Here is an 18877-nt window from a genome sequence, read left to right on the forward strand (position 1 = left end):
TGGCACAGACCGAGGGCTTTAAGGCAAAACTCTATGAAAATCTGGTGAGTGGAATTCTGACAAAGGAAGAATTTCTCTCTTATAAGCGAAAATACAATGCAGATATTGAACTGTTCCAAAAGGCAATCGCTGAATGGAACGATAAACTTACAGATGTATTGGAAAACCGAAGCGAACGAAACCGTTGGATCAACCATTTTATGAAATTTTCTACTATGGAGGATATTGACCGCCGGGCAGTCATGCAGCTTATCCGAAGCATACGGGTAATGGGTAAAGATGAACTGCATATTGAATTTAATTACCAGGATGAATATCAGAAAGCAATCTCTTTGGCTGAACAGATTGCTACAAAAAATGAAGAAAGGATGGTGAGCTAAATGGCAAGAAAAAGCAGAAAACAGACGGCAGCTCCTATGCCGGCACCATCTTTGTATGTACATGTGGCTCTGTATATCCGTCTTTCTGTGGAGGATAACAAAAAGCGGGGTTGCTCAGTAGAAAACCAAAAACTGGTACTGAATGACTTTCTTTCGGATAAACCGGACTTCGTTGTGTATGATACTTATATCGACAACGGAGCGACAGGGACAAATTTTCACCGCCCTGGATTTCAGCAAATGCTATCTGATATTGAAGCAGGCCACATTAACTGTGTGATTGTTAAGGATCTTTCCCGATTAGGGCGAAATTCTATTGACACAGGTTATTATATCGAACAGTATTTCCATGCTCATAATGTTCGCTTCATTGCTGTTACGGATCAGTTTGACACAGCGGATTCCGGAAATCTTCATGGTGGTATCATGCTGCCTTTGAAAAATATGATCAATGAAGCCTATGCTCTGGACATTGGACGAAAAATCAAAGCACAGGCGCGGCAGGCTATGAAAGATGGCGACTATATTGGTGCACGGGCGCCTTACGGTTACAGGAAAGACCCGGATAATTGCCATAAACTTCTGATTGATGAAAATACTGCCCCTGTGGTAAAACAGATTTTTGAATGGGCACATGAGCATGTGGCACTGAACCGGATTGTCCGCAATCTAAATGAGATGGGAATTCCGGCACCGAGCCATTATAAAAAGACCACTGGCGAGATTACCAGTCCGGGACTGATCGGAAGTGGCAAATGGCAGACCCGCACAGTGATGAAAATCTTAGAAAGCGAAGTTTATACAGGCGATCTGGTGCAAGGAAAAACAAAGATTGTAGATCATCAGCAGGTCAAGGCTGGAGAAGATAATCTGATTATTGCAAAATGCACCCATGAACCGATCATCAGCCATGAGTTGTTTAATGCAGTTCAGGAATACAGAAAACAGATCTGTGAAGAAAGCAAAGCAACTCCAAAACGTCCCTACACACCAAACATTTTCAAAGGTAAAGTGTTCTGTGCTGATTGTGGCAGAAGCCTTCACAGGCAACGCGCCGAGCGCCGGAAAGGACCCGACACTTACTGGTTCCACTGCCTTACAAACAGCCGGGTAGAAAAAGATAGCTGCAAAGGTGCGATAATACAAGAGAAAGAACTGATTTCTACTGTTACGGCTATTCTTGAAAAAGAGCTGACAGTTGCGCTGGGAATGTCGCTGCCACTCTTTCAGTTGGAGACAAGACAAAAACAGGAAAAAGATAAGCTGAAAATTCAGATGTCGGCCAAACGGCAGGAAATTGAAAAAACACGCCGGCTGATCCGTGGCCTATATGAAAATTTTGTGCAGGGTATTTTGACAAATGACGAATACTTTGAATTGAAAGCGGATTATGAACATGCTATCAATGCTCTGTCTGGTGAGATTGAAGTATTTGAAAAATCTATGGACTCTCTGGACAACCAGCTTGCCAGATACCGTGCAATGGAAAAGGATGCAAAAACACTGGCACAGGATCACGTACTGACTGTAGAACTGATCGAACGGCTCATTGAACGAATTGAGATAGACCACGAGCGGAATATTCATGTGACCTTCCGTTTCAAAAATGAATTTCAGGGAAAGGCGGTGGTACCGTGCGCAACTATGTGATTGCCCTTTATATCCGTCTTTCTGTGGAAGATTTCAAAACTGAAAGTTTGAGCATACCAAATCAAAAACTGATTCTTCGTGAAAAAGCTATGTCTCTGCCGGAATGGGATGACAGCGAGATTTTGGAATTTATTGACAACGGTCATACGGGGACAAACTTTGAGCGTCCGGCGGTGCAGGAACTTTTAACAATGGTTCAGGCCGGAAAAATCAACTGTATTATTGTAAAAGACCTTTCCCGATTTGGACGTAACAGCATTGAAACCGGCTATTTTATTGAGCGGGTATTTCCTCTTTATCACACCCGTTTTATTTCCGTCAGTGATGATTTTGACACAGCTAATTTCAAAGGTGATACCGGAGGGATTGATATTGCTTTCAAGTATCTTATCAGCGAGTGGTATAGCCGGGATATGTCCATGAAAACCAAAAGTGCAAAATACGCAAAGATGCGTCGTGGGGAATATCAGAGTGTCATCTGTCCTTACGGCTATCGCAAGAGTGCAGACGGACGTATGGAACCGGACGAGGATGTTGCCCCGAATGTGCAGATGATATTTCAATGGGCGTCTGAAGGCAACACCGCAGCCGAGATCACAAGAAAATTGTATGCCATGAATATCCCCACCCCTGGGGAATATCGCAAACTTAAAGGCAAGGCCTATTACAATGTTTCCCGAACAAACGGCGTTTGGAGTACATCAACGGTTCTGCGTATTTTAGAAGATCAAAGATATATCGGTACCTATGTAATTGGCAAGAGAAAGGTAAAAGAGATTGGCAGCCGACATACACAGTTAAAGGATGAAAGTGAGTGGTTCAAAATCCCGAACCATCATCCGGCTATTGTAAGTGTGGATCTATTTGAGAGAGCCAATGCTTCAATTAAGCGTTTCTCTCTGTCAAATAAAAAGCCGCGTGATTATCTGCTCCGTGGTAAGGTATTCTGCGGATGCTGCGATCATGCAATGTCTCTACGAAATGGTGCGTGGTTTTATTGCCGTCATTCCGAGGTGGCTGAAACGCTTCCTTGTCATGGTGTGCGCATAAAGATGGCAGATCTGGAGCAGGTTGTATTTGAAACAATTCGGGCTCAAATGTGTCCGGCATTGGGAATTGATAGCAATAAGGATAAATTGGATTTGCAGACAGTCCAGCAGGCCGAACATGAAGAAAAACTCCGTTCTATTCAAGACAGCAAGCGGCATCTTTATGAGCAGTATGCACTCGGAGAGATTGATTTGGAAACCTATCGAACACGAAAAGCGGTTTATGACACGGAGCTGGTACAAGCCAAAAATGTTCATGCTGTCATTACTGCACAGACAAAGCAGATAAAAAGTGATTATGAGATTAAGCTGAAACAACAGGAAATTGTTCAGGAAGTCGGAAACGCCAACATGCTGACAAAAGCTCTGATTGACCGGCTTATCAACAAAGTTTACGTCTTTCCAGGAGATAGGATTGAGATTGAATATGCAACACAGGATTTCTTAGAAACTAAGGAATCCGAAAAGGAGGTATAACCGTGAACACCCATTTGAAACAGCTATGGGCAGCTATGAAGCTGCCCGAAAAACTTCAAAAAAAGTTATAAATTTTTTTGTCGTGGGCTTGACATACGGGTGGCGGAGAAGGTGGCAACGCAGCTCACGGGGAGCTGGCAGGAATGGGCAGGGTTTCTCACCACTGCTTCCCGCCTTTACAAGTACCCGTTCCATGAGCAGTTGATGATCTACGCCCAGCGTCCGGACGCTACCGCCTGTGCAGAGTACGATTTGTGGAATGAAAAGATGGGACGGTATGTAAGGCGCGGCTCCAAGGGAATCGCTCTGGTGGACGATTCCGGGGACAGGCCCCGCCTGCGCTATGTTTTTGATATTTCCGACACCGGAACACGTGAACATTCCCGCACTCCCTGGCTGTGGCAGCTGGAGGAGCGCCATTTGGATTCGGTGCAGGCCATGCTGGAGCGCACCTATGATGTTTCCGGTGATGACCTTGCCGGACAGCTCACCGAGGTAGCCGGAAAACTGGCTGAGGAATACTGGACGGAGCATCAGCAGGACTTCTTCTATATCGTTGACGGTTCCTTTTTGGAGGAATATGATGAGTTTAACATCGGAGTACAGTTCAAGGCAGCAGCCACCGTCAGTATCACTTACGCTTTGATGTCCCGCTGTGGACTGGAGCCGGAACGCTACTTCGACCACGAAGATTTCATGGCGATCTTTGATTTCAATACTCCGGCAACCATCGGAGCGCTGGGAACAGCGGTCAGCCAGATCAACCAGCAGGTGCTGCGGCAGATCGGCGTTACCGTCCGAAATGCAGAGCGCGAAGCCAACCAAGAAAGGAGCAAACAAGATGAACAATCCCATGACCTATATCCAGAACGGAGACTATCTGATTCCCGACCTGAAGCTGAGCCAGCAGCCGGAGAAACCCTTGGGCAAGTACGGAAGGATGAGGAAAACCTACCTGAAGGAACACCGTCCCATCCTCTACAACCAGATGCTGCTGAGCGAGAAGCTGTACCCGCACCTTCTGGAGATCGACGAGACCGCCCAGAGCAGACTGGAGCAGATGATGCCCCAGCTGGCGAAGGAAGCGGGAGCCACCGAGGACCTGAAAGCCAGCGATCCCATGAAGTGGGTGGGGCTGATGAACACCTGCAAAGCTCAGGCCGAGGAGATCCTGATGGCGGAGCTTATCAACAGCTGACTCTAAACCTGTTCCTCTCCGAAGCGGAACAGATCCAATCCATAGATGAAGCAGAGAATGTAGCGCATACATCCTCTGCTTTTTCTTTTACCCAAAATGACATCGACCATGTGCTGCGTTTGGGCGGCAATACAGACCGTCAAAGGGAGCGTGTGGTTGCAGCCTTTGAAAAGCAGAAAACCACCGCTGAGATTGCCGAGATACTGAAAACGCTGTACCACGGCGGCAATGGCCTTGGCAGTGTGAGCGCATGGTATGCCGAGGATGGTATCCATCTTTCCCACGGGAAGTCTGTCCGTTATGACAGGTCTGCCCAGGTCATTTCCTGGGAGAGTGCCGCAGAGCGTATCGGGGAGCTTTTGGAAAGTGGTCAGTTTGCCTCCAATGTGGAGCTTGCAGAAGCGGCAGGCTATGAACGCTCCCTCCTCTCGGAAAAGCTCTGGCATCTGTATCACGATCTCAGTGAGGACGCCAGAAAAGCCGGATATTTGTCCTGCCTGTCAGAGATCAAAGGCAATGGTTTCCCGGAGGAGACCCGCCGCCTGATGGAGCAGCTGAGTGAACCGGCTTTCCGCCAGACCCTCAAGGAAGAATACGCTGCCTTCTGGACTGCCTATCAGCAGGACCGTGACCTGTTGCGTTTTCACTATCATAGATCGAGGGAGATCTGGGAGAACCTGAAGGACCTTGACCTGCCCCGCAGGACCTTTTCTTCAGAGCTTTCCCAAGTGCCAACCGTCCAGCACTTTATTACCGAGGATGAGATCGACGCCGCCATGACCGGCGGAAGCAGTTTCGCCGGAGGAAAAGGCCGTATCTATGCGTTCTTCATGGAAAACCATACGGATAAGGAAAAAGTGAGATTCCTCAAAGACGAGTATGGCATTGGCGGACGCTCTCATGCCCTGTCCGGCGCAACACACAGCGGCGAAGATCACGACGGGAAAGGGTTGCACTATAAAAAGCAGGACTGCCCGGATGTTCACTTGAACTGGGAAAAGGTTGCCAAGCGCATTACCTCTCTTGTCCAGAAAGGCCGCTATCTTACCGAACAGGAACAGGCGCAGTATGACAAAATCCAGGCTGAAAAGGAATTGGCAGAAGAAGATGCCATCCAAGCCCAGCAGCCGGAGGTGGAGGAAGAAACGCCAAAGCCTACCCTTCGGGAGCAGTTTGAGCAGTATAAGACTGTGGTGACTGCCGCCATTTCCGAGGATGCCGCATACCGCAATGCCTGCGGGCATTCTGACCGTGAAAATGCTGTCATCGAGGGCAATGCCGCTGTGCGCCGTGCGGTCCTTGGTTCTAAGGATATGGAGCTGATTCGCCTCTATTCGGATGTGCCGGAGTTCCGACAGCGACTGCACCGGGAAGTGATCGACGAAACCTATCCAAAACTCCATGAACTTCTGCGCCCTCTTTCTCAGGAAGATATTGATACTGCCCTTTGTGCATGGAACGGCAATATCGAGAGTAAACACGCTGTTGCCCGCTATATGAAAGACCATGCAAGAGAAAAAGATACCGCCGCATGGCTGGCTCAGGAATACGGCGGCAGTAACAGCAACAGCCTGTTCGTTGTCCGTGCCGGCAGCCCGGAGGAAACGCAGCTGCCCTGGCCGAAGGTACAGCGCCGGATTGCCCAGCTCATTCAGGAGGACCGGTTCTATACCGAAGAAGAACAGAACCGTTTTGACGACATCGACCCAATCGCCATCCGGGAAGCTCTGGAAGAAAGAGGGATCGTCAACGGCCAGGTGGCAGACCCGGAAAAACTGGACAATGATCCGTTTATCCAACAGGTGATGTCGGATGTAGAGCAGATCGCAGCTGCTGAGACAGAGCAGACTTCCGAAGTTGCTATTTCCGATGAGGAATATGATGCAGTTCGCCGCCCAATTCCGCAAAGAACCTCCTATGACCCAGCCACCCCGGTCTATGCCGTGGGCAATACCGTGTATATCGAGGATGACGCCTATCAGATCACCGAGCTGCGGGAGGACACCGTACAGCTTCTGCCCACCGGGATGGTATATCCCATCTACCGGGCAGAGCGCAAAGAACAGTTCGAGCAGCTGCTTCGGGCAGACCGCCGCAATGCTTACTATACCGAGTTTCTTCCTACTGACCCGGACAAGGCAGATCAGGACTTGCGGGATGTATTGGCTCATGGACTGATGGATGAAGCGGATAAAAAGCAGATTTCCACGCTGCTGCAATCCGGCAGGAGCAACAGCGAGATCGCCTACTGGCTGAGCAGAGCCTATTCCGGTGAGATTGAGACACTGAATCTGGAGACCGGCGATATTGCCGATTACCGTACCACGGCACAGGGCATAGAACTGGAAGTCATGGATGCAGAGGAAAAGCGTCTGGCTATGCTGTATTTCCACTGGGATGAGGTTGCGCCTTTGCTGCGCGGGATGTATGCCCGTCAGCAGGATGGTTTTGGACAGGAACAGCCCCAACCGGCTACCGAATCCCCGACCTTCCATTCCGAGACCATGGCCGTCTATCCGGGCGATAAGAACAATCTGCCTTATGATGTGGTGGTGGAACGACTGCATATCGAGGAGCCGGAGCCACCAGCCCCTGTGACTGAGCCGGAGAAAATCTTTGAGGAAGTGTTGGATGAACACCCGGTTTCCATTCAGGTCAATGGCCAGTGGCAGACCTTTCCCAATGCCAAAGCTGCCGAGGAAGCATCTTATGAGGAATACAAGGCTAACCTGCACCGCAATGCAAAAAACTTCCGCATTACCGATGAGCATTTGGGCGAAGGCGGTCCGAAAGCCAAGTTCCAGGCAAATGTCAATGCGATTCGTTTGCTGAAAGAGCTGGAAGCTGCCGGACAGCAGGCAAGCCCCGAACAGCAGGAGGTCCTTTCTCGATATGTGGGCTGGGGCGGTCTCTCTGATGCGTTTGAGCCGGAGAAACCGGTATGGGCTTTAGAGTATGCCCAGCTAAAAGAACTGCTGACCCCGGAGGAATATGCCGCCGCCAGAAGCTCTACCCTCAACGCCCATTACACCAGCCCTACGGTCATTCAGGCCATCTATGAAGCGGTGGACCGTATGGGATTTGAAACCGGAAATATTCTGGAGCCATCTATGGGTGTGGGCAATTTCTTCGGTATGTTGCCGGAGGAAATGCGAAACAGCCGTTTGTACGGTGTGGAGCTGGACCCGGTTTCCGGGCGTATCGCAAAGCAGCTCTATCCCAAGGCGGACATCACAGTAGGCGGCTTTGAGACCACTGACAGGCGTGACTTCTTTGACCTTGCCGTCGGCAATGTGCCTTTCGGTCAGTATCAGGTCAACGACAAAACTTACAACAAGTTAAACTTTAGTATTCACAACTACTTTTTCGCAAAAGCGTTAGATCAGGTGCGTCCCGGCGGTGTGGTGGCTTTTGTGACCTCCCGCTATACCATGGATGCCAAGGATTCCACCGTGCGCCGCTATCTTGCCCAGCGTGCCGAGCTGCTGGAAGCTATCCGTCTGCCTAATGACGCGTTCAAAAAGAATGCCGGTGCCGAGGTGGTATCGGACATCATCTTTCTCCAAAAGCGGGACCGCCCGCTGGACATCGTGCCGGAATGGACCCAGACCGGACAGACGGAGGACGGGTTTGCCATCAACCGGTATTTTATCGACCACCCGGAAATGGTGCTGGGCAGACAGGAGCCGGTAAGCACTGCTCATGGTATGGATTACACCGTGAACCCTATCGAGGGACTGGAGCTTTCCGACCAGCTGCATGATGCTGTGAAGTACATTCATGGCACTTATCAGGAGGCAGAGCTGCCGGAGCTGGGCGAGGGCGAAGCCATTGACACCTCCATTCCTGCTGACCCCAATGTGAAGAACTATTCCTATGCCATTGTAGACGGGCAGGTGTACTATCGGGAAAACAGCCGCATGGTGCGCCCTGACCTCAACGCCACCGCCGAAGCCCGCGTGAAAGGTCTTGTGGGACTGCGTGATTGTGTGCAGGAACTGATCGACCTTCAGATGGATGCAGCGGTTCCGGACAGCACCATTACCCAAAAGCAGGCGGAACTGAACAGCCTCTATGACAGCTTTTCTGCCAAATACGGTCTCATCAATGACCGTGCAAATCGGCTGGCCTATGCAGACGATTCTTCCTATTACCTGCTCTGTGCGCTGGAAGTCATCGACGAGGACGGAAAGCTGGAGCGCAAGGCGGATATGTTCACCAAACGGACCATCAAGCCCCATCAGGCGGTGGCTGTGGTGGATACGGCAAGTGAAGCACTGGCGGTGTCTATCTCGGAAAAAGCCTGCGTGGATATGGGCTATATGAGCCAGCTTACCGGAAAAACAAAAGAAGAACTGGCCGGAGAACTGCAAGGCGTGATCTTCCGTGTGCCGGGACAGCTGGAACAGGACGGCACACCCCATTATGTGACTGCTGATGAATACCTTTCCGGCAATGTACGCCGCAAACTGCGTCAGGCGCAGCGGGCGGCACAGCAGGACCCTTCTTTTGCAGTCAATGTGGAAGCTCTTACCGCCGCCCAGCCCAAAGACCTGGATGCGTCGGAAATTGAGGTGCGTCTGGGCGCTACCTGGATTGACAAGGAGTACATCCAGCAGTTTATGTACGAGACCTTCAACACCCCGTTTTATCTCCAGCGCAGCATTGAGGTCAACTATTCCTCCTTTACTGCTGAATGGCAGATCAAGGGGAAATCTTCTGTATCCTACAACGATGTGGCAGCTTATACCACCTACGGAACCAGCCGCGCCAACGCCTACAAGATTCTGGAGGATTCCTTAAACCTGCGGGATGTCCGTATCTATGACACCATAGAGGACGCAGACGGAAAAGAGCGCCGCGTACTAAACGCCAAGGAGACCACTCTGGCTGCCCAAAAACAGCAGGCGATCCGGGAAGCCTTTAGGGACTGGATCTGGAGAGACCCGGAGCGCCGCCAGACTTTGGTGCGCCAGTATAACGAAGAAATGAACTCTACCCGTCCCCGCGAGTATGATGGCAGCCATATCACTTTTGGCGGCATGAACCCGGCCATTACCCTGCGGGAACACCAGAAAAGTGCCATCGCCCATGTGCTGTATGGCGGAAATACCCTGCTGGCACACGAAGTAGGCGCGGGCAAAACCTTTGAGATGGTGGCCGCTGCGATGGAAGCCAAACGCCTGGGCTTGTGCCAGAAATCTCTCTTTGTGGTTCCCAACCACCTGACTGAGCAGTGGGCATCGGAGTTTCTGCGCCTCTATCCTTCTGCCAACATCTTAGTCACAACCAAAAAGGACTTTGAGACCCATAACCGCAAGAAGTTCTGCGCCCGTATTGCGACCGGTGACTACGACGCCATCATCATGGGACACAGCCAGTTTGAGCGTATCCCCATCAGCCGGGAGCGTCAGGAACGGCTTCTCTATGAGCAGATCGACGAGATCACCGAGGGTATCGCAGAGGTGCAGGCCAGCGGCGGCGAGCGTTTTACCGTCAAGCAGCTGGAACGTACCAGAAAGTCTCTGGAAGCCAGACTGGAAAAGCTGCAAGCCGAGGGGCGAAAAGATGATGTGGTAACTTTTGAGCAGCTGGGTGTGGACCGTTTGTTTGTGGACGAGGCCCACAACTACAAGAACCTGTTTTTATACACAAAAATGCGGAATGTGGCTGGTCTTTCCACATCGGACGCGCAGAAATCCTCCGATATGTTTGCCAAGTGCCGCTATATGGATGAGATCACCGGAAACCGTGGCGTGATCTTTGCCACCGGCACACCGGTCAGCAACTCCATGACCGAGCTTTACACCATGCAGCGTTATCTTCAATATGAACGCCTGCAAGAACTGAACATGACCCACTTCGACTGCTGGGCTTCCCGATTTGGGGAGACCGTCACAGCATTGGAGCTGGCACCGGAAGGCACCGGCTACCGGGCAAGAACGAGATTCAGCAAGTTCTTTAACTTGCCTGAGCTGATGAACCTGTTCAAAGAAGTGGCCGACATTAAGACTGCCGATCAGTTAAATCTCCCTACCCCGGAAGTGGAGTACCACAACATCGTGGCGCAACCCACCGAACATCAGCAGGAAATGGTCAAGGCTCTTTCGGAGCGCGCATCGCTGGTACACAGCGGAACCGTTGACCCGTCCCAGGATAATATGCTCAAGATTACCTCGGATGGCCGCAAGCTGGGGCTTGACCAGAGAATCGTCAACCAGATGCTACCGGATGAACCCGGAACAAAGGTCAATCAGTGCGTGGACAACATCATGCAGATCTGGCGGGATGGCAAAGCTGACAAGCTGACCCAGCTGGTGTTCTGCGACATTTCTACACCGCAGGCAAAAGCTCCTGCAAGCAAGGCGGCGAAAACGCTGGATAATCCACTGCTTCACGCATTGGAAGGCTCTGTGCCTCTGCCGGAGCAGGAACCGGTCTTTACGGTATATGACGATATTCGTCAGAAACTCATTGCTCAGGGAATGCCTGCCGACCAGATCGCTTTTATCCATGAAGCCAATACCGAAGTGAGGAAAAAGGAGCTGTTCTCTAAAGTCCGTACCGGTCAGGTTCGTGTCCTTTTGGGCAGCACCGCCAAGATGGGCGCAGGCACCAATGTGCAGGACCGTCTGGTGGCACTTCATGACCTGGACTGTCCGTGGAGACCGGGAGACCTTGCCCAGCGCAAGGGCCGTATCGAGCGCCAGGGCAACCAGAATCCTCTTGTCCATGTGTACCGCTATGTGACCGAAGGAACCTTTGACGCATACCTTTGGCAGACGGTGGAGAATAAGCAAAAATTTATCAGCCAGATCATGACTTCTAAATCGCCGGTGCGTTCCTGCGATGATGTGGATGAAACCGCCCTGAGTTTTGCCGAGATCAAGGCTCTGTGTGCCGGAGATCCCCGTATCAAGGAGCGTATGGATTTGGATGTGGAGGTATCCCGCCTGAAACTGATGAAAGCCGACCACCAGAGCAAGCAATATCGTCTGGAGGACCAGCTGCTCAAATACTTCCCGGAGGAGATTGAAAAGCACAAAGGTTTTATCAAGGGCTTTGAATCCGATCTGGAGGTTTTGGCAGCGCACCCACACCCAGAGGATGGCTTTGCCGGTATGGAGATTCGTGGAGACCTGCTGACCGATAAGGAGAACGCTGGTGCAGCTCTTTTGGATGCCTGCAAGGAGGTCAAAACCTCCAATCCGGTGCAGATCGGCAACTACCGGGGCTATGCCATATCCGTGGAATTTTCCGCTTGGAAACAGGAGTATACGCTCCTGCTGAAAGGACAGATGACCCACCGGGCAACCCTTGGTACAGACCCTCGCGGAAATCTTACCCGTATCGACAATGCCCTCGCCCAGATGCCCCAGCGTCTGGAGGCGGCAAAGGCCCAGCTGGATAACCTCTATCAGCAGCAGGCTGCCGCAAAGGAGGAAGTCGGAAAGCCATTCCTTTATGAAGAAGAACTGCGAAGCAAAAATGCCCGTCTGGTGGAGCTGGATACTTTGCTCAACATCGACGGAAAGGGACAGGCACACGCCGAGGCTGTTGTTGCCAAAAGCACACGGACTTCGGTGCTGGACAGCCTGAAGCGTCCGGCGACGCCCCGCAGTACAGACAAGAAACCAAAACAGCATGAGGAGGTGCGATAACATGAATACCAATAATCTGAATACAGCCCTTTATGAAAAGATGACTGCTGAACAGGACAAGTTCCGGGACTGGCTGAAAAGCCAGCCCCCGGAAGAAATCCTACACCACACCTATGAATATACTGTCCGTGAGGATATTGTGATGGCGATGGAGGAACTGGAGCTGACCGACACCCAGGCCCAGGCGCTTTTGGAATCTCCCTCTCCGTTGGCGGATGTGTACCGTTATTTTGAAAAGCTGGAGACCGGCTATATGGATATGATCCGGGACAGTATTGAGAACCGTGCCGACGATGTGTGCAGAGCTAAAGAGGAACTGCGAACAACACCGGTCTATCCCCACTCTGCCGCCTATGCGAGAGAACATAGGGAACTGGAGCAGTACCGAGCTTCCAACAATGTAAATCTCCAATGCAAGGAGTCCATTGAAGCGGCGGTGCGGGAATACTTCGACGGAATGTATCTCAGTCACGATGCGGCAAAGGGTGTGATCGAGACCTATGGCATGGAGCGTGTGGCTTTGGTTCTGGCCAACACCGTCCAGCTTCAGGACTGGGATGGGCGCTACTCCCGACGCAATAAGGAATGGGCTAAGACCATTCCCAACGAGAACCCTGAAACCGTCCGTTGTGGTTATGTCCTGAACAGCCACCCTGCTGTGCTGGATGGCTTTATTGATCTGGTGCGAGAAGAACAGCAGCGCAGCCGTACTCAGGGAGAAAAACTGCAACCGTCCCGCCCCTCAGTACGGGATAAGCTCAAACAGGAGCTGCCTGCCCATAAGCCTGCCGCCCCGAAGAAACGGGAGCCGGAGCGATAACTATGGCAAAGCGTAAGCGGGATATGCAATTAAACTTTAGAGTTTCAGCGGAGGAGCTTGCTGTGATTGAGCAAAAAATGTCTCAGTTTGGAACCTCCAACCGTGAAGCCTATCTAAGAAAAATGGCGCTGGATGGGTATGTAGTCAAGCTGGAGCTGCCGGAGTTGAAGGAGCTTGTTTCCCTGATGCGCCGAAGCAGCAACAACTTAAACCAGCTGACCCGTAAAGTGCATGAGACTGGGCGGGTTTATGATGCTGACTTGGAGGATATATCCCAGCGGCAGGAACAGTTATGGGAGGGCGTAGAGGAAATCATTACCCAGCTTTCCAAACTCTTATAACAGGGATAGATACTCCATTTGCGGAGGGAGGAACGGCATTACTTCGCTGCTCCTCTCTCCGCTTTTTCTTTTTATCGGTATCCTTGTCTTTTGCCTGCCCATGCCGGATAATATGATTAGAAAAGATACCAAGAGCGCTGCAAGGAGGAAATGACATGAAGATTTTGAAAGGGCTTTTGATGATTATAACTGCACCGGTCATTTTGGTTCTGACACTTTTTGTCCGGCTCTGCACGGGGCTGATCTACATATCCGGTCTGGTGCTCGGCCTGTTCAGTACCGTGATTGCTCTGCTTGGTGTGGCTGTGCTGCTTACCTATTCCCCGCAGAATGGTGTGATTCTGCTGGTCATGGCATTTTTGATTAGCCCGATGGGGCTGCCACTGGCTGCAATCTGGCTGATGGGTAAGGTGCAGAGTTTGAAATTTGCAATTCAGGAGTTGGTTTATGGATAAAAATACGCAAAACCATAAAATGCCAGACACCGTCTGTTAAATTTGGGAAAAGGAATTTTATATCCACGACTTTACTTTTGAACTAATATTGAATATAATATTAGTACGAAAGGAAGTGACATGATGGGACAATTTGAACAGCTGGATCAGATGCTAACAGCACAAGAAGGAATGCTGCGAACATCACAGGTCGTATCCTCTGGAATTTCAAAGCCGGTATTTTATGATTATGTGCGTTCACGAGATTTGGATAGAGTTGCACATGGGATTTATCTGTCCAAAGATTCCTGGGTGGATGCCATGTATCTGCTTCATTTGCGATTTGAACAAGCAGTATTTTCACATGAAACAGCTTTATTTTTTCACGATCTGACAGACCGTGAACCAATAGAATATACAGTTACGGTCAAAACTGGATGCAATCCAAGCAAAATGAAAGCAGAAGGCATTCAAGTTTTTACGATTAAAGCAGACTTACATGATGTAGGACTTACAACAGCGAAAACTCCGTTCGGGCATACTGTGCCGGTTTATGATATGGAGCGAACGATCTGTGATTTGCTCAGAAGCCGTAGCAGAATTGAAATTCAGACCTTTCAGGGAGCACTGAAAGCGTATGCCCGTAGAAAAGATAAGAACCTGCGAGCTTTAATGCAATATGCCGGGATGTTCAAGGTGGAAAAAATTTTACGACAGTATTTGGAGGTACTTTTATGATAAAAACAGCAAGGCAGCTTAAAGATTTAATACGAAACCTTTCCAGAGAAAAATCCGCAGATGCTCAGATTTTAATGAGGAACTACATGATGGAGCGTTTTTTGGAGCGTATTTCTCTTTCTGAGTATCGTGATAAGTTTATCTTAAAGGGTGGTATGTTGGTAGCGGCTATGGTTGGATTGGATGCCCGCTCTACGATGGATTTGGATGCAACCATAAAAGGAGCTAATGTTAATGTGGAGGATATTGAGAATCTAATTTCATCAATCGTAACTGTTCCGATTGATGATGGTGTTAAATTTCAGCTGAAAAGTATTTCGGAGATTATGGATGAAGCAGAGTATCCGGGGATTCGTGTCAGCATGAGTACAACATTCGATGGTGTAGTGACCCCTTTGAAAATTGATATTTCTACGGGAGATGCAATCACTCCAAGAGAGGTTCGGTATTCATTCAAACTTATGCTGGAAGATCGCTCCATTGATATTTGGGCTTATAATTTAGAAACTGTGCTGGCAGAAAAACTGGAAACCATTATTACCAGAACCACAACCAATACCCGCATGAGAGATTTCTACGATATTTACATTTTAGAACAGCTGCATGGAACCACGCTGAACCCGAAAATTTTACATGATGCGCTTCTGGCAACTGCTCATAAACGGGGATCGGAGAAGTATCTTAACCAGGCTGAAGAAGTTTTTGACGAAGTGGAAAATGATTCGGTTATGCAAAAACTTTGGGAGGCATACCGTAAAAAGTTTTCTTATGCTTCTGATTTGGAATGGGATGTGATTATGAAAGCAATTCGCAGGTTATATGTTCTTTGCGAGAAGGGCATCAGCTTATGAAAAAGCATGGACACTATTGTAAAGTTTGTGGTGAATACAAAGCCAACGAAAAATTTTCAGGCAAAGGTCATGCATCCCACATTTGTAAATCCTGTGCTTCGCTACCAGCAGAAAAGCAGGCTGAACTGATGACACTGAATCGTCTTTTGAATCTTCCATGGAGGCTATCGAAAGAGCAGTTGTCCTGGCTGAAAAATCGACTAAAGGATAGGCGGCCTGATGTCCGTGCATTGGCGCAAGAGCAATATGAAATGAGATTTCCACCAAGACACTTAGAAGATGATGAGTTCAATTTTTTCGATGAAGAAAGTTTTATAGAATAGTGAAAGCGGTCTGCTATGGCAGGCCGTTTTCTTTTCGGGAAGGAGGTCTGACCTATGGCAACCACGAGAATCATGCCGCTTCATGTCGGCAAGGGCCGCACAGAAAGTCGGGCGATCAGTGACATCATCGACTATGTGGCCAATCCCAAAAAAACAGATAGCGGCAGGCTTATTACCGGCTATGCGTGTGACAGCAGGACTGCGGATGCAGAGTTCCTTCTGGCAAAGCGGCAGTACCTTGCCACGACCGGACGAGTGCGCGGTGCGGATGATGTGATTGCCTATCATGTGCGCCAGTCCTTCCGCCCCGGAGAGATCACTTCGGAAGAAGCAAACCGGCTGGGCGTAGAATTTGCCAAGCGTTTTACCAAGGGCAATCATGCCTTTGTGGTCTGCACCCACATAGACAAGTCGCACATTCACAATCACATTATCTGGTCATCGGTCAGCTTAGAATATGACCGGAAATTCCGAAACTTTTGGGGCAGCACCAAGGCGGTTCGCCGGTTAAGTGATACCATCTGCATTGAAAACGGACTGTCCATTGTAGAGAATCCGAAACTTCACGGAAAAAGCTATAACAAGTGGCTGGGAGATCAGGCAAAGCCCTCTCACCGAGAGCTGCTTCGTGTGGCGATTGACAACGCATTATCACAAAGTCCTGCTAATTTTGAGGAACTGCTGAAGCTGCTGCAAGAGTCCGGCTGTGAAGTATCAAAGCGCGGAAAATCGTATCGTTTGAAACTCCCCGGCTGGGAGAAAGCCGCCCGAATGGACAGCCTGGGCGAAGGATATGGATTAGATGATTTGCAGGCGGTTCTCTCCGGGAAGAAAACGCATACCCCACGAAAGAAAATAGTTACACAGGCAGAGACGCAGAAGGTCAATCTGCTGGTGGACATTCAGGCAAAATTGCAGGCTGGAAAAGGTGCTGGCTATGCTCGATGGGCCAAGGTGTTCAACCTCAAGCAGATGGCGCAGACCATGAATTACTTGTCAGAGAATAACCTGCTGGAGTATGCGGTTTTGGAAGAAAAGGCTGCGGCTGCCACGGCACATCACAATGAGCTTTCGGCGCAGATCAAAGCGGCTGAAAAGCGCATGGCAGAGATTGCTGTTCTGCGTACTCACATTGTAAATTATGCCAAGACCCGTGAGGTCTATGTGGCATACCGCAAGGCAGGCTACTCTAAGAAATTCCGGGAGGAACATGAGGAAGAAATTCTGCTCCACCAGGCTGCTAAGAATGCCTTTGATGAGATGGGCGTCAAGAAGCTGCCCAAGGTCAAAGAGTTACAGACGGAGTACGCGAAATTGCTGGAAGAAAAGAAAAAGACCTATGCCGAGTACCGGCGTTCCCGTGAAGAAATGCGGGAGCTTTTAACGGCAAAGGCCAATGTGGATCGAGTGCTGAAAATGGAGGTAGAACAGGATGTTGAAAAAGAAAAAGACCACGGCCAGCGGTAAGCTGGTCCTGGTCAAAAGCGTTCGCAGAACGCGCAGCCACAGAATGAAATTCTGTGTTCAAAGGGGCTTGGGGGCGCTGCCCTCAACAAGCAGCTTGTGGCGAAATGGATAGCCACAAGCATTGCTTGCCACAATATGCTGCGCATAAAATGAAAAAACTAACGACGGGACGCTTACTGCCTCCTATCGTTAGTTTTCTGTGTTTAAGCGACTTATAAAACCAATCAGCATAATCAAATCGTCATCTGACATCTTTCTCATTCCGTCCAAAGCCTTCTTGATAAGCTGAGGGTTATTCTCCTGTGCATCAAAAAATTGAAGCGGCGTGATTTCAAAATACTCACAGATGTTGAGAAACTGCTTCATAGACGGCATAGAACGCCCGGAAGAAATCGCCTGAATATAGCTTCTGTTCTGCCCTAACTCCATGCTCATCTGATATTCTGAAACGCCTTTTTTCAATCGTAATTCTGTGATTCGATTGCGGATAAATTCTTCGTCCATACGCTCACCTCTCTGCTCTTTTAGCATAGCAGAAAGCAATTCTTGATACTTCGTATGTGTTGTGTTATAATTTTGTAATATAACCTTTATACGCATTATTATTTACGTTATTTTTGCTTTATATGCGTAATCAAGGCAGTTATCAAGGGTGATTTGTATGAATCAGTATGCCTGTGCCATTACCGGCCACAGACCAACAAGATTTTGCTTTGGATATAATGAGGAAGATCCTCTATGCCAAAAGCTGAAAGAATGTCTCCTGGAGCAGTTTCGCATACTCCATGACGAGAAATTTGTCCGTACTTTTTTTGTCGGCGGTGCTCTTGGTGTAGATATGTGGGCTGGAGAACAGCTGCTGACATTGAGAGCACAAACAGGATACGAGGATATTAAAATTATCGTTGTAGTTCCCTTCATCGGCTATGACTCTAAATGGCCGGATCAGAGTAAACATAGATTGAAAAAGCTGATCCAAAACGCAAACGATTCTATTGTTATTTCACATTCTGCGGATGTTTCCAGTTATAAAAAAAGAAATTATTATATGGTCGATCATGCAGAGTACATCATCGGTGTGTTTGATAATCAGAAAAAGCTGCGCTCAGGTACAGCACAGACAGTCAACTATGCCTTGCATCAGGGAAAAGTAATCACTCTGATCCATCCAGACACTATGGAGATAACAGCCCCTGCGCCTTAACAAATTCACAAAAATTTTTCATTAGCATTTCCAACAAAATATTTTCATTGAAGGGGTGCTGTGATATAATAAGATATAAAACTACGCTCAGAACAAATGGTGCCGCTATGAACAAATATATTGGACAGCAATTTGCTGCTTTAAGATACGAAAAAAATATTTTGGTTGTTGAAGAAACTACATCTGCTGGTGGATGCGGCTCCTTCAACGCGGCTTCTTCATGCCCTGCGTCAGCCTGTCTTTATGACAGTGCGGCGTGGGGCTTTTTTATTGTCTGAAAAGAG

The 18877-nt window shown here is 49.2% G+C and carries 15 protein-coding genes; 13 read left to right on the plus strand and 2 right to left on the minus strand.

All coding sequences use genetic code 11. From position 1 onward, the window contains the following. Positions 1-380: 380 nt before the first annotated feature. Both MTP38_RS03845 and MTP38_RS03850 read left to right on the plus strand, forming a co-directional pair. Positions 381-2030 carry a recombinase family protein gene (locus MTP38_RS03845; RefSeq protein ID WP_249234316.1) on the plus strand — a complete coding sequence of 550 codons (1650 nt, stop codon included), beginning with the start codon at positions 381-383 and terminating at the stop codon, positions 2028-2030. After that, positions 2015-3556, plus strand: coding sequence for a recombinase family protein (locus MTP38_RS03850; protein ID WP_249234317.1), 1542 nt, complete (start codon positions 2015-2017; stop codon positions 3554-3556). The genes MTP38_RS03845 and MTP38_RS03850 overlap by 16 nt, the downstream gene beginning before the upstream one ends. Before the next feature lie 33 nt (positions 3557-3589). On the opposite strand, the gene MTP38_RS03855 is transcribed toward MTP38_RS03850, so the two are convergent. Continuing rightward, on the minus strand, positions 3590-4411 hold the full coding sequence (locus MTP38_RS03855) for a hypothetical protein (protein WP_249234318.1): 822 nt from the start codon (positions 4409-4411) through the stop codon (positions 3590-3592). Between MTP38_RS03855 and MTP38_RS03860 the strand changes: the two genes are divergently transcribed. The 9 genes from MTP38_RS03860 (at position 4398) to MTP38_RS03900 (ending at position 17389) form a co-directional block, all read left to right on the plus strand. Further along, entirely contained in the window at positions 4398-4754 is a 357-nt protein-coding gene (locus MTP38_RS03860) for a TnpV protein (RefSeq protein WP_009003371.1), read from the plus strand. The two genes, MTP38_RS03855 and MTP38_RS03860, sit on opposite strands and share 14 nt — an antisense overlap. An 830-nt stretch (positions 4755-5584) precedes the next feature. After that, positions 5585-12415, plus strand: coding sequence for an SNF2-related protein (locus MTP38_RS03865; protein WP_442900560.1), 6831 nt, complete (start codon positions 5585-5587; stop codon positions 12413-12415). 1 nt (position 12416) lies between these two features. Beyond that, a complete protein-coding gene (locus MTP38_RS03870; protein WP_249234319.1) occupies positions 12417-13235 on the plus strand; it encodes a DUF3849 domain-containing protein in 819 nt (272 codons plus the stop codon). Continuing rightward, a complete protein-coding gene (locus MTP38_RS03875; RefSeq protein ID WP_430413571.1) occupies positions 13232-13576 on the plus strand; it encodes a plasmid mobilization protein in 345 nt (114 codons plus the stop codon). Before MTP38_RS03870 ends, MTP38_RS03875 begins: the two co-directional genes overlap by 4 nt. 155 nt (positions 13577-13731) lie before the next feature. After that, entirely contained in the window at positions 13732-14031 is a 300-nt protein-coding gene (locus MTP38_RS03880) for a CD1845 family protein (protein ID WP_249234320.1), read from the plus strand. Between the two features lie 123 nt (positions 14032-14154). After that, positions 14155-14748 (plus strand): type IV toxin-antitoxin system AbiEi family antitoxin domain-containing protein, encoded by a 594-nt coding sequence (locus tag MTP38_RS03885; protein WP_425516120.1) that lies wholly within the window; start codon positions 14155-14157, stop codon positions 14746-14748. Further along, positions 14745-15599 (plus strand): nucleotidyl transferase AbiEii/AbiGii toxin family protein, encoded by an 855-nt coding sequence (locus MTP38_RS03890; protein WP_002595844.1) that lies wholly within the window; start codon positions 14745-14747, stop codon positions 15597-15599. Before MTP38_RS03885 ends, MTP38_RS03890 begins: the two co-directional genes overlap by 4 nt. Beyond that, positions 15596-15922: a hypothetical protein gene (locus MTP38_RS03895; protein ID WP_006773027.1), complete on the plus strand. Its 327-nt coding sequence runs from the start codon at positions 15596-15598 to the stop codon at positions 15920-15922. Before MTP38_RS03890 ends, MTP38_RS03895 begins: the two co-directional genes overlap by 4 nt. 54 nt (positions 15923-15976) lie before the next feature. Further along, complete coding sequence (locus MTP38_RS03900) at positions 15977-17389, plus strand: relaxase/mobilization nuclease domain-containing protein (protein ID WP_249234321.1); 1413 nt, start codon at positions 15977-15979, stop codon at positions 17387-17389. 189 nt (positions 17390-17578) lie between these two features. On the opposite strand, the gene MTP38_RS03905 is transcribed toward MTP38_RS03900, so the two are convergent. Then, on the minus strand, positions 17579-17920 hold the full coding sequence (locus MTP38_RS03905; RefSeq protein WP_008723376.1) for a helix-turn-helix domain-containing protein: 342 nt from the start codon (positions 17918-17920) through the stop codon (positions 17579-17581). 130 nt (positions 17921-18050) lie between these two features. Here MTP38_RS03905 and MTP38_RS03910 point away from each other — a divergent pair, with 130 nt between their 5' ends. Continuing rightward, positions 18051-18593: an SLOG family protein gene (locus MTP38_RS03910; RefSeq protein ID WP_117484446.1), complete on the plus strand. Its 543-nt coding sequence runs from the start codon at positions 18051-18053 to the stop codon at positions 18591-18593. A 107-nt stretch (positions 18594-18700) separates the two neighbouring features. After that, positions 18701-18871 carry a hypothetical protein gene (locus MTP38_RS03915; protein WP_166434156.1) on the plus strand — a complete coding sequence of 57 codons (171 nt, stop codon included), beginning with the start codon at positions 18701-18703 and terminating at the stop codon, positions 18869-18871. Positions 18872-18877 lie beyond the last annotated feature (6 nt).

It is taken from the genome of Faecalibacterium sp. I3-3-89, assembly GCF_023347275.1.
In the GTDB taxonomy this organism is placed as follows: domain Bacteria; phylum Bacillota; class Clostridia; order Oscillospirales; family Ruminococcaceae; genus Faecalibacterium; species Faecalibacterium butyricigenerans.

Excerpts from the sequence above, each read along its gene's own strand:
- MTP38_RS03895 (WP_006773027.1), top strand. The coding sequence starts at position 15,596 with ATGAAAAAGCATGGACACTATTGTAAAGTTTGTGGTGAATACAAAGCC.
- MTP38_RS03910 (WP_117484446.1), top strand. The coding sequence starts at position 18,051 with ATGAATCAGTATGCCTGTGCCATTACCGGCCACAGACCAACAAGATTT.
- MTP38_RS03905 (WP_008723376.1), bottom strand. The coding sequence starts at position 17,920 with ATGCTAAAAGAGCAGAGAGGTGAGCGTATGGACGAAGAATTTATCCGC.
- MTP38_RS03845 (WP_249234316.1), top strand. The coding sequence starts at position 381 with ATGGCAAGAAAAAGCAGAAAACAGACGGCAGCTCCTATGCCGGCACCA.
- MTP38_RS03855 (WP_249234318.1), bottom strand. The coding sequence starts at position 4,411 with ATGGGATTGTTCATCTTGTTTGCTCCTTTCTTGGTTGGCTTCGCGCTC.
- MTP38_RS03870 (WP_249234319.1), top strand. The coding sequence starts at position 12,417 with ATGAATACCAATAATCTGAATACAGCCCTTTATGAAAAGATGACTGCT.
- MTP38_RS03860 (WP_009003371.1), top strand. The coding sequence starts at position 4,398 with ATGAACAATCCCATGACCTATATCCAGAACGGAGACTATCTGATTCCC.
- MTP38_RS03915 (WP_166434156.1), top strand. The coding sequence starts at position 18,701 with ATGAACAAATATATTGGACAGCAATTTGCTGCTTTAAGATACGAAAAA.
- MTP38_RS03900 (WP_249234321.1), top strand. The coding sequence starts at position 15,977 with ATGGCAACCACGAGAATCATGCCGCTTCATGTCGGCAAGGGCCGCACA.
- MTP38_RS03880 (WP_249234320.1), top strand. The coding sequence starts at position 13,732 with ATGAAGATTTTGAAAGGGCTTTTGATGATTATAACTGCACCGGTCATT.
- MTP38_RS03885 (WP_425516120.1), top strand. The coding sequence starts at position 14,155 with ATGGGACAATTTGAACAGCTGGATCAGATGCTAACAGCACAAGAAGGA.
- MTP38_RS03865 (WP_442900560.1), top strand. The coding sequence starts at position 5,585 with ATGGAAAACCATACGGATAAGGAAAAAGTGAGATTCCTCAAAGACGAG.
- MTP38_RS03890 (WP_002595844.1), top strand. The coding sequence starts at position 14,745 with ATGATAAAAACAGCAAGGCAGCTTAAAGATTTAATACGAAACCTTTCC.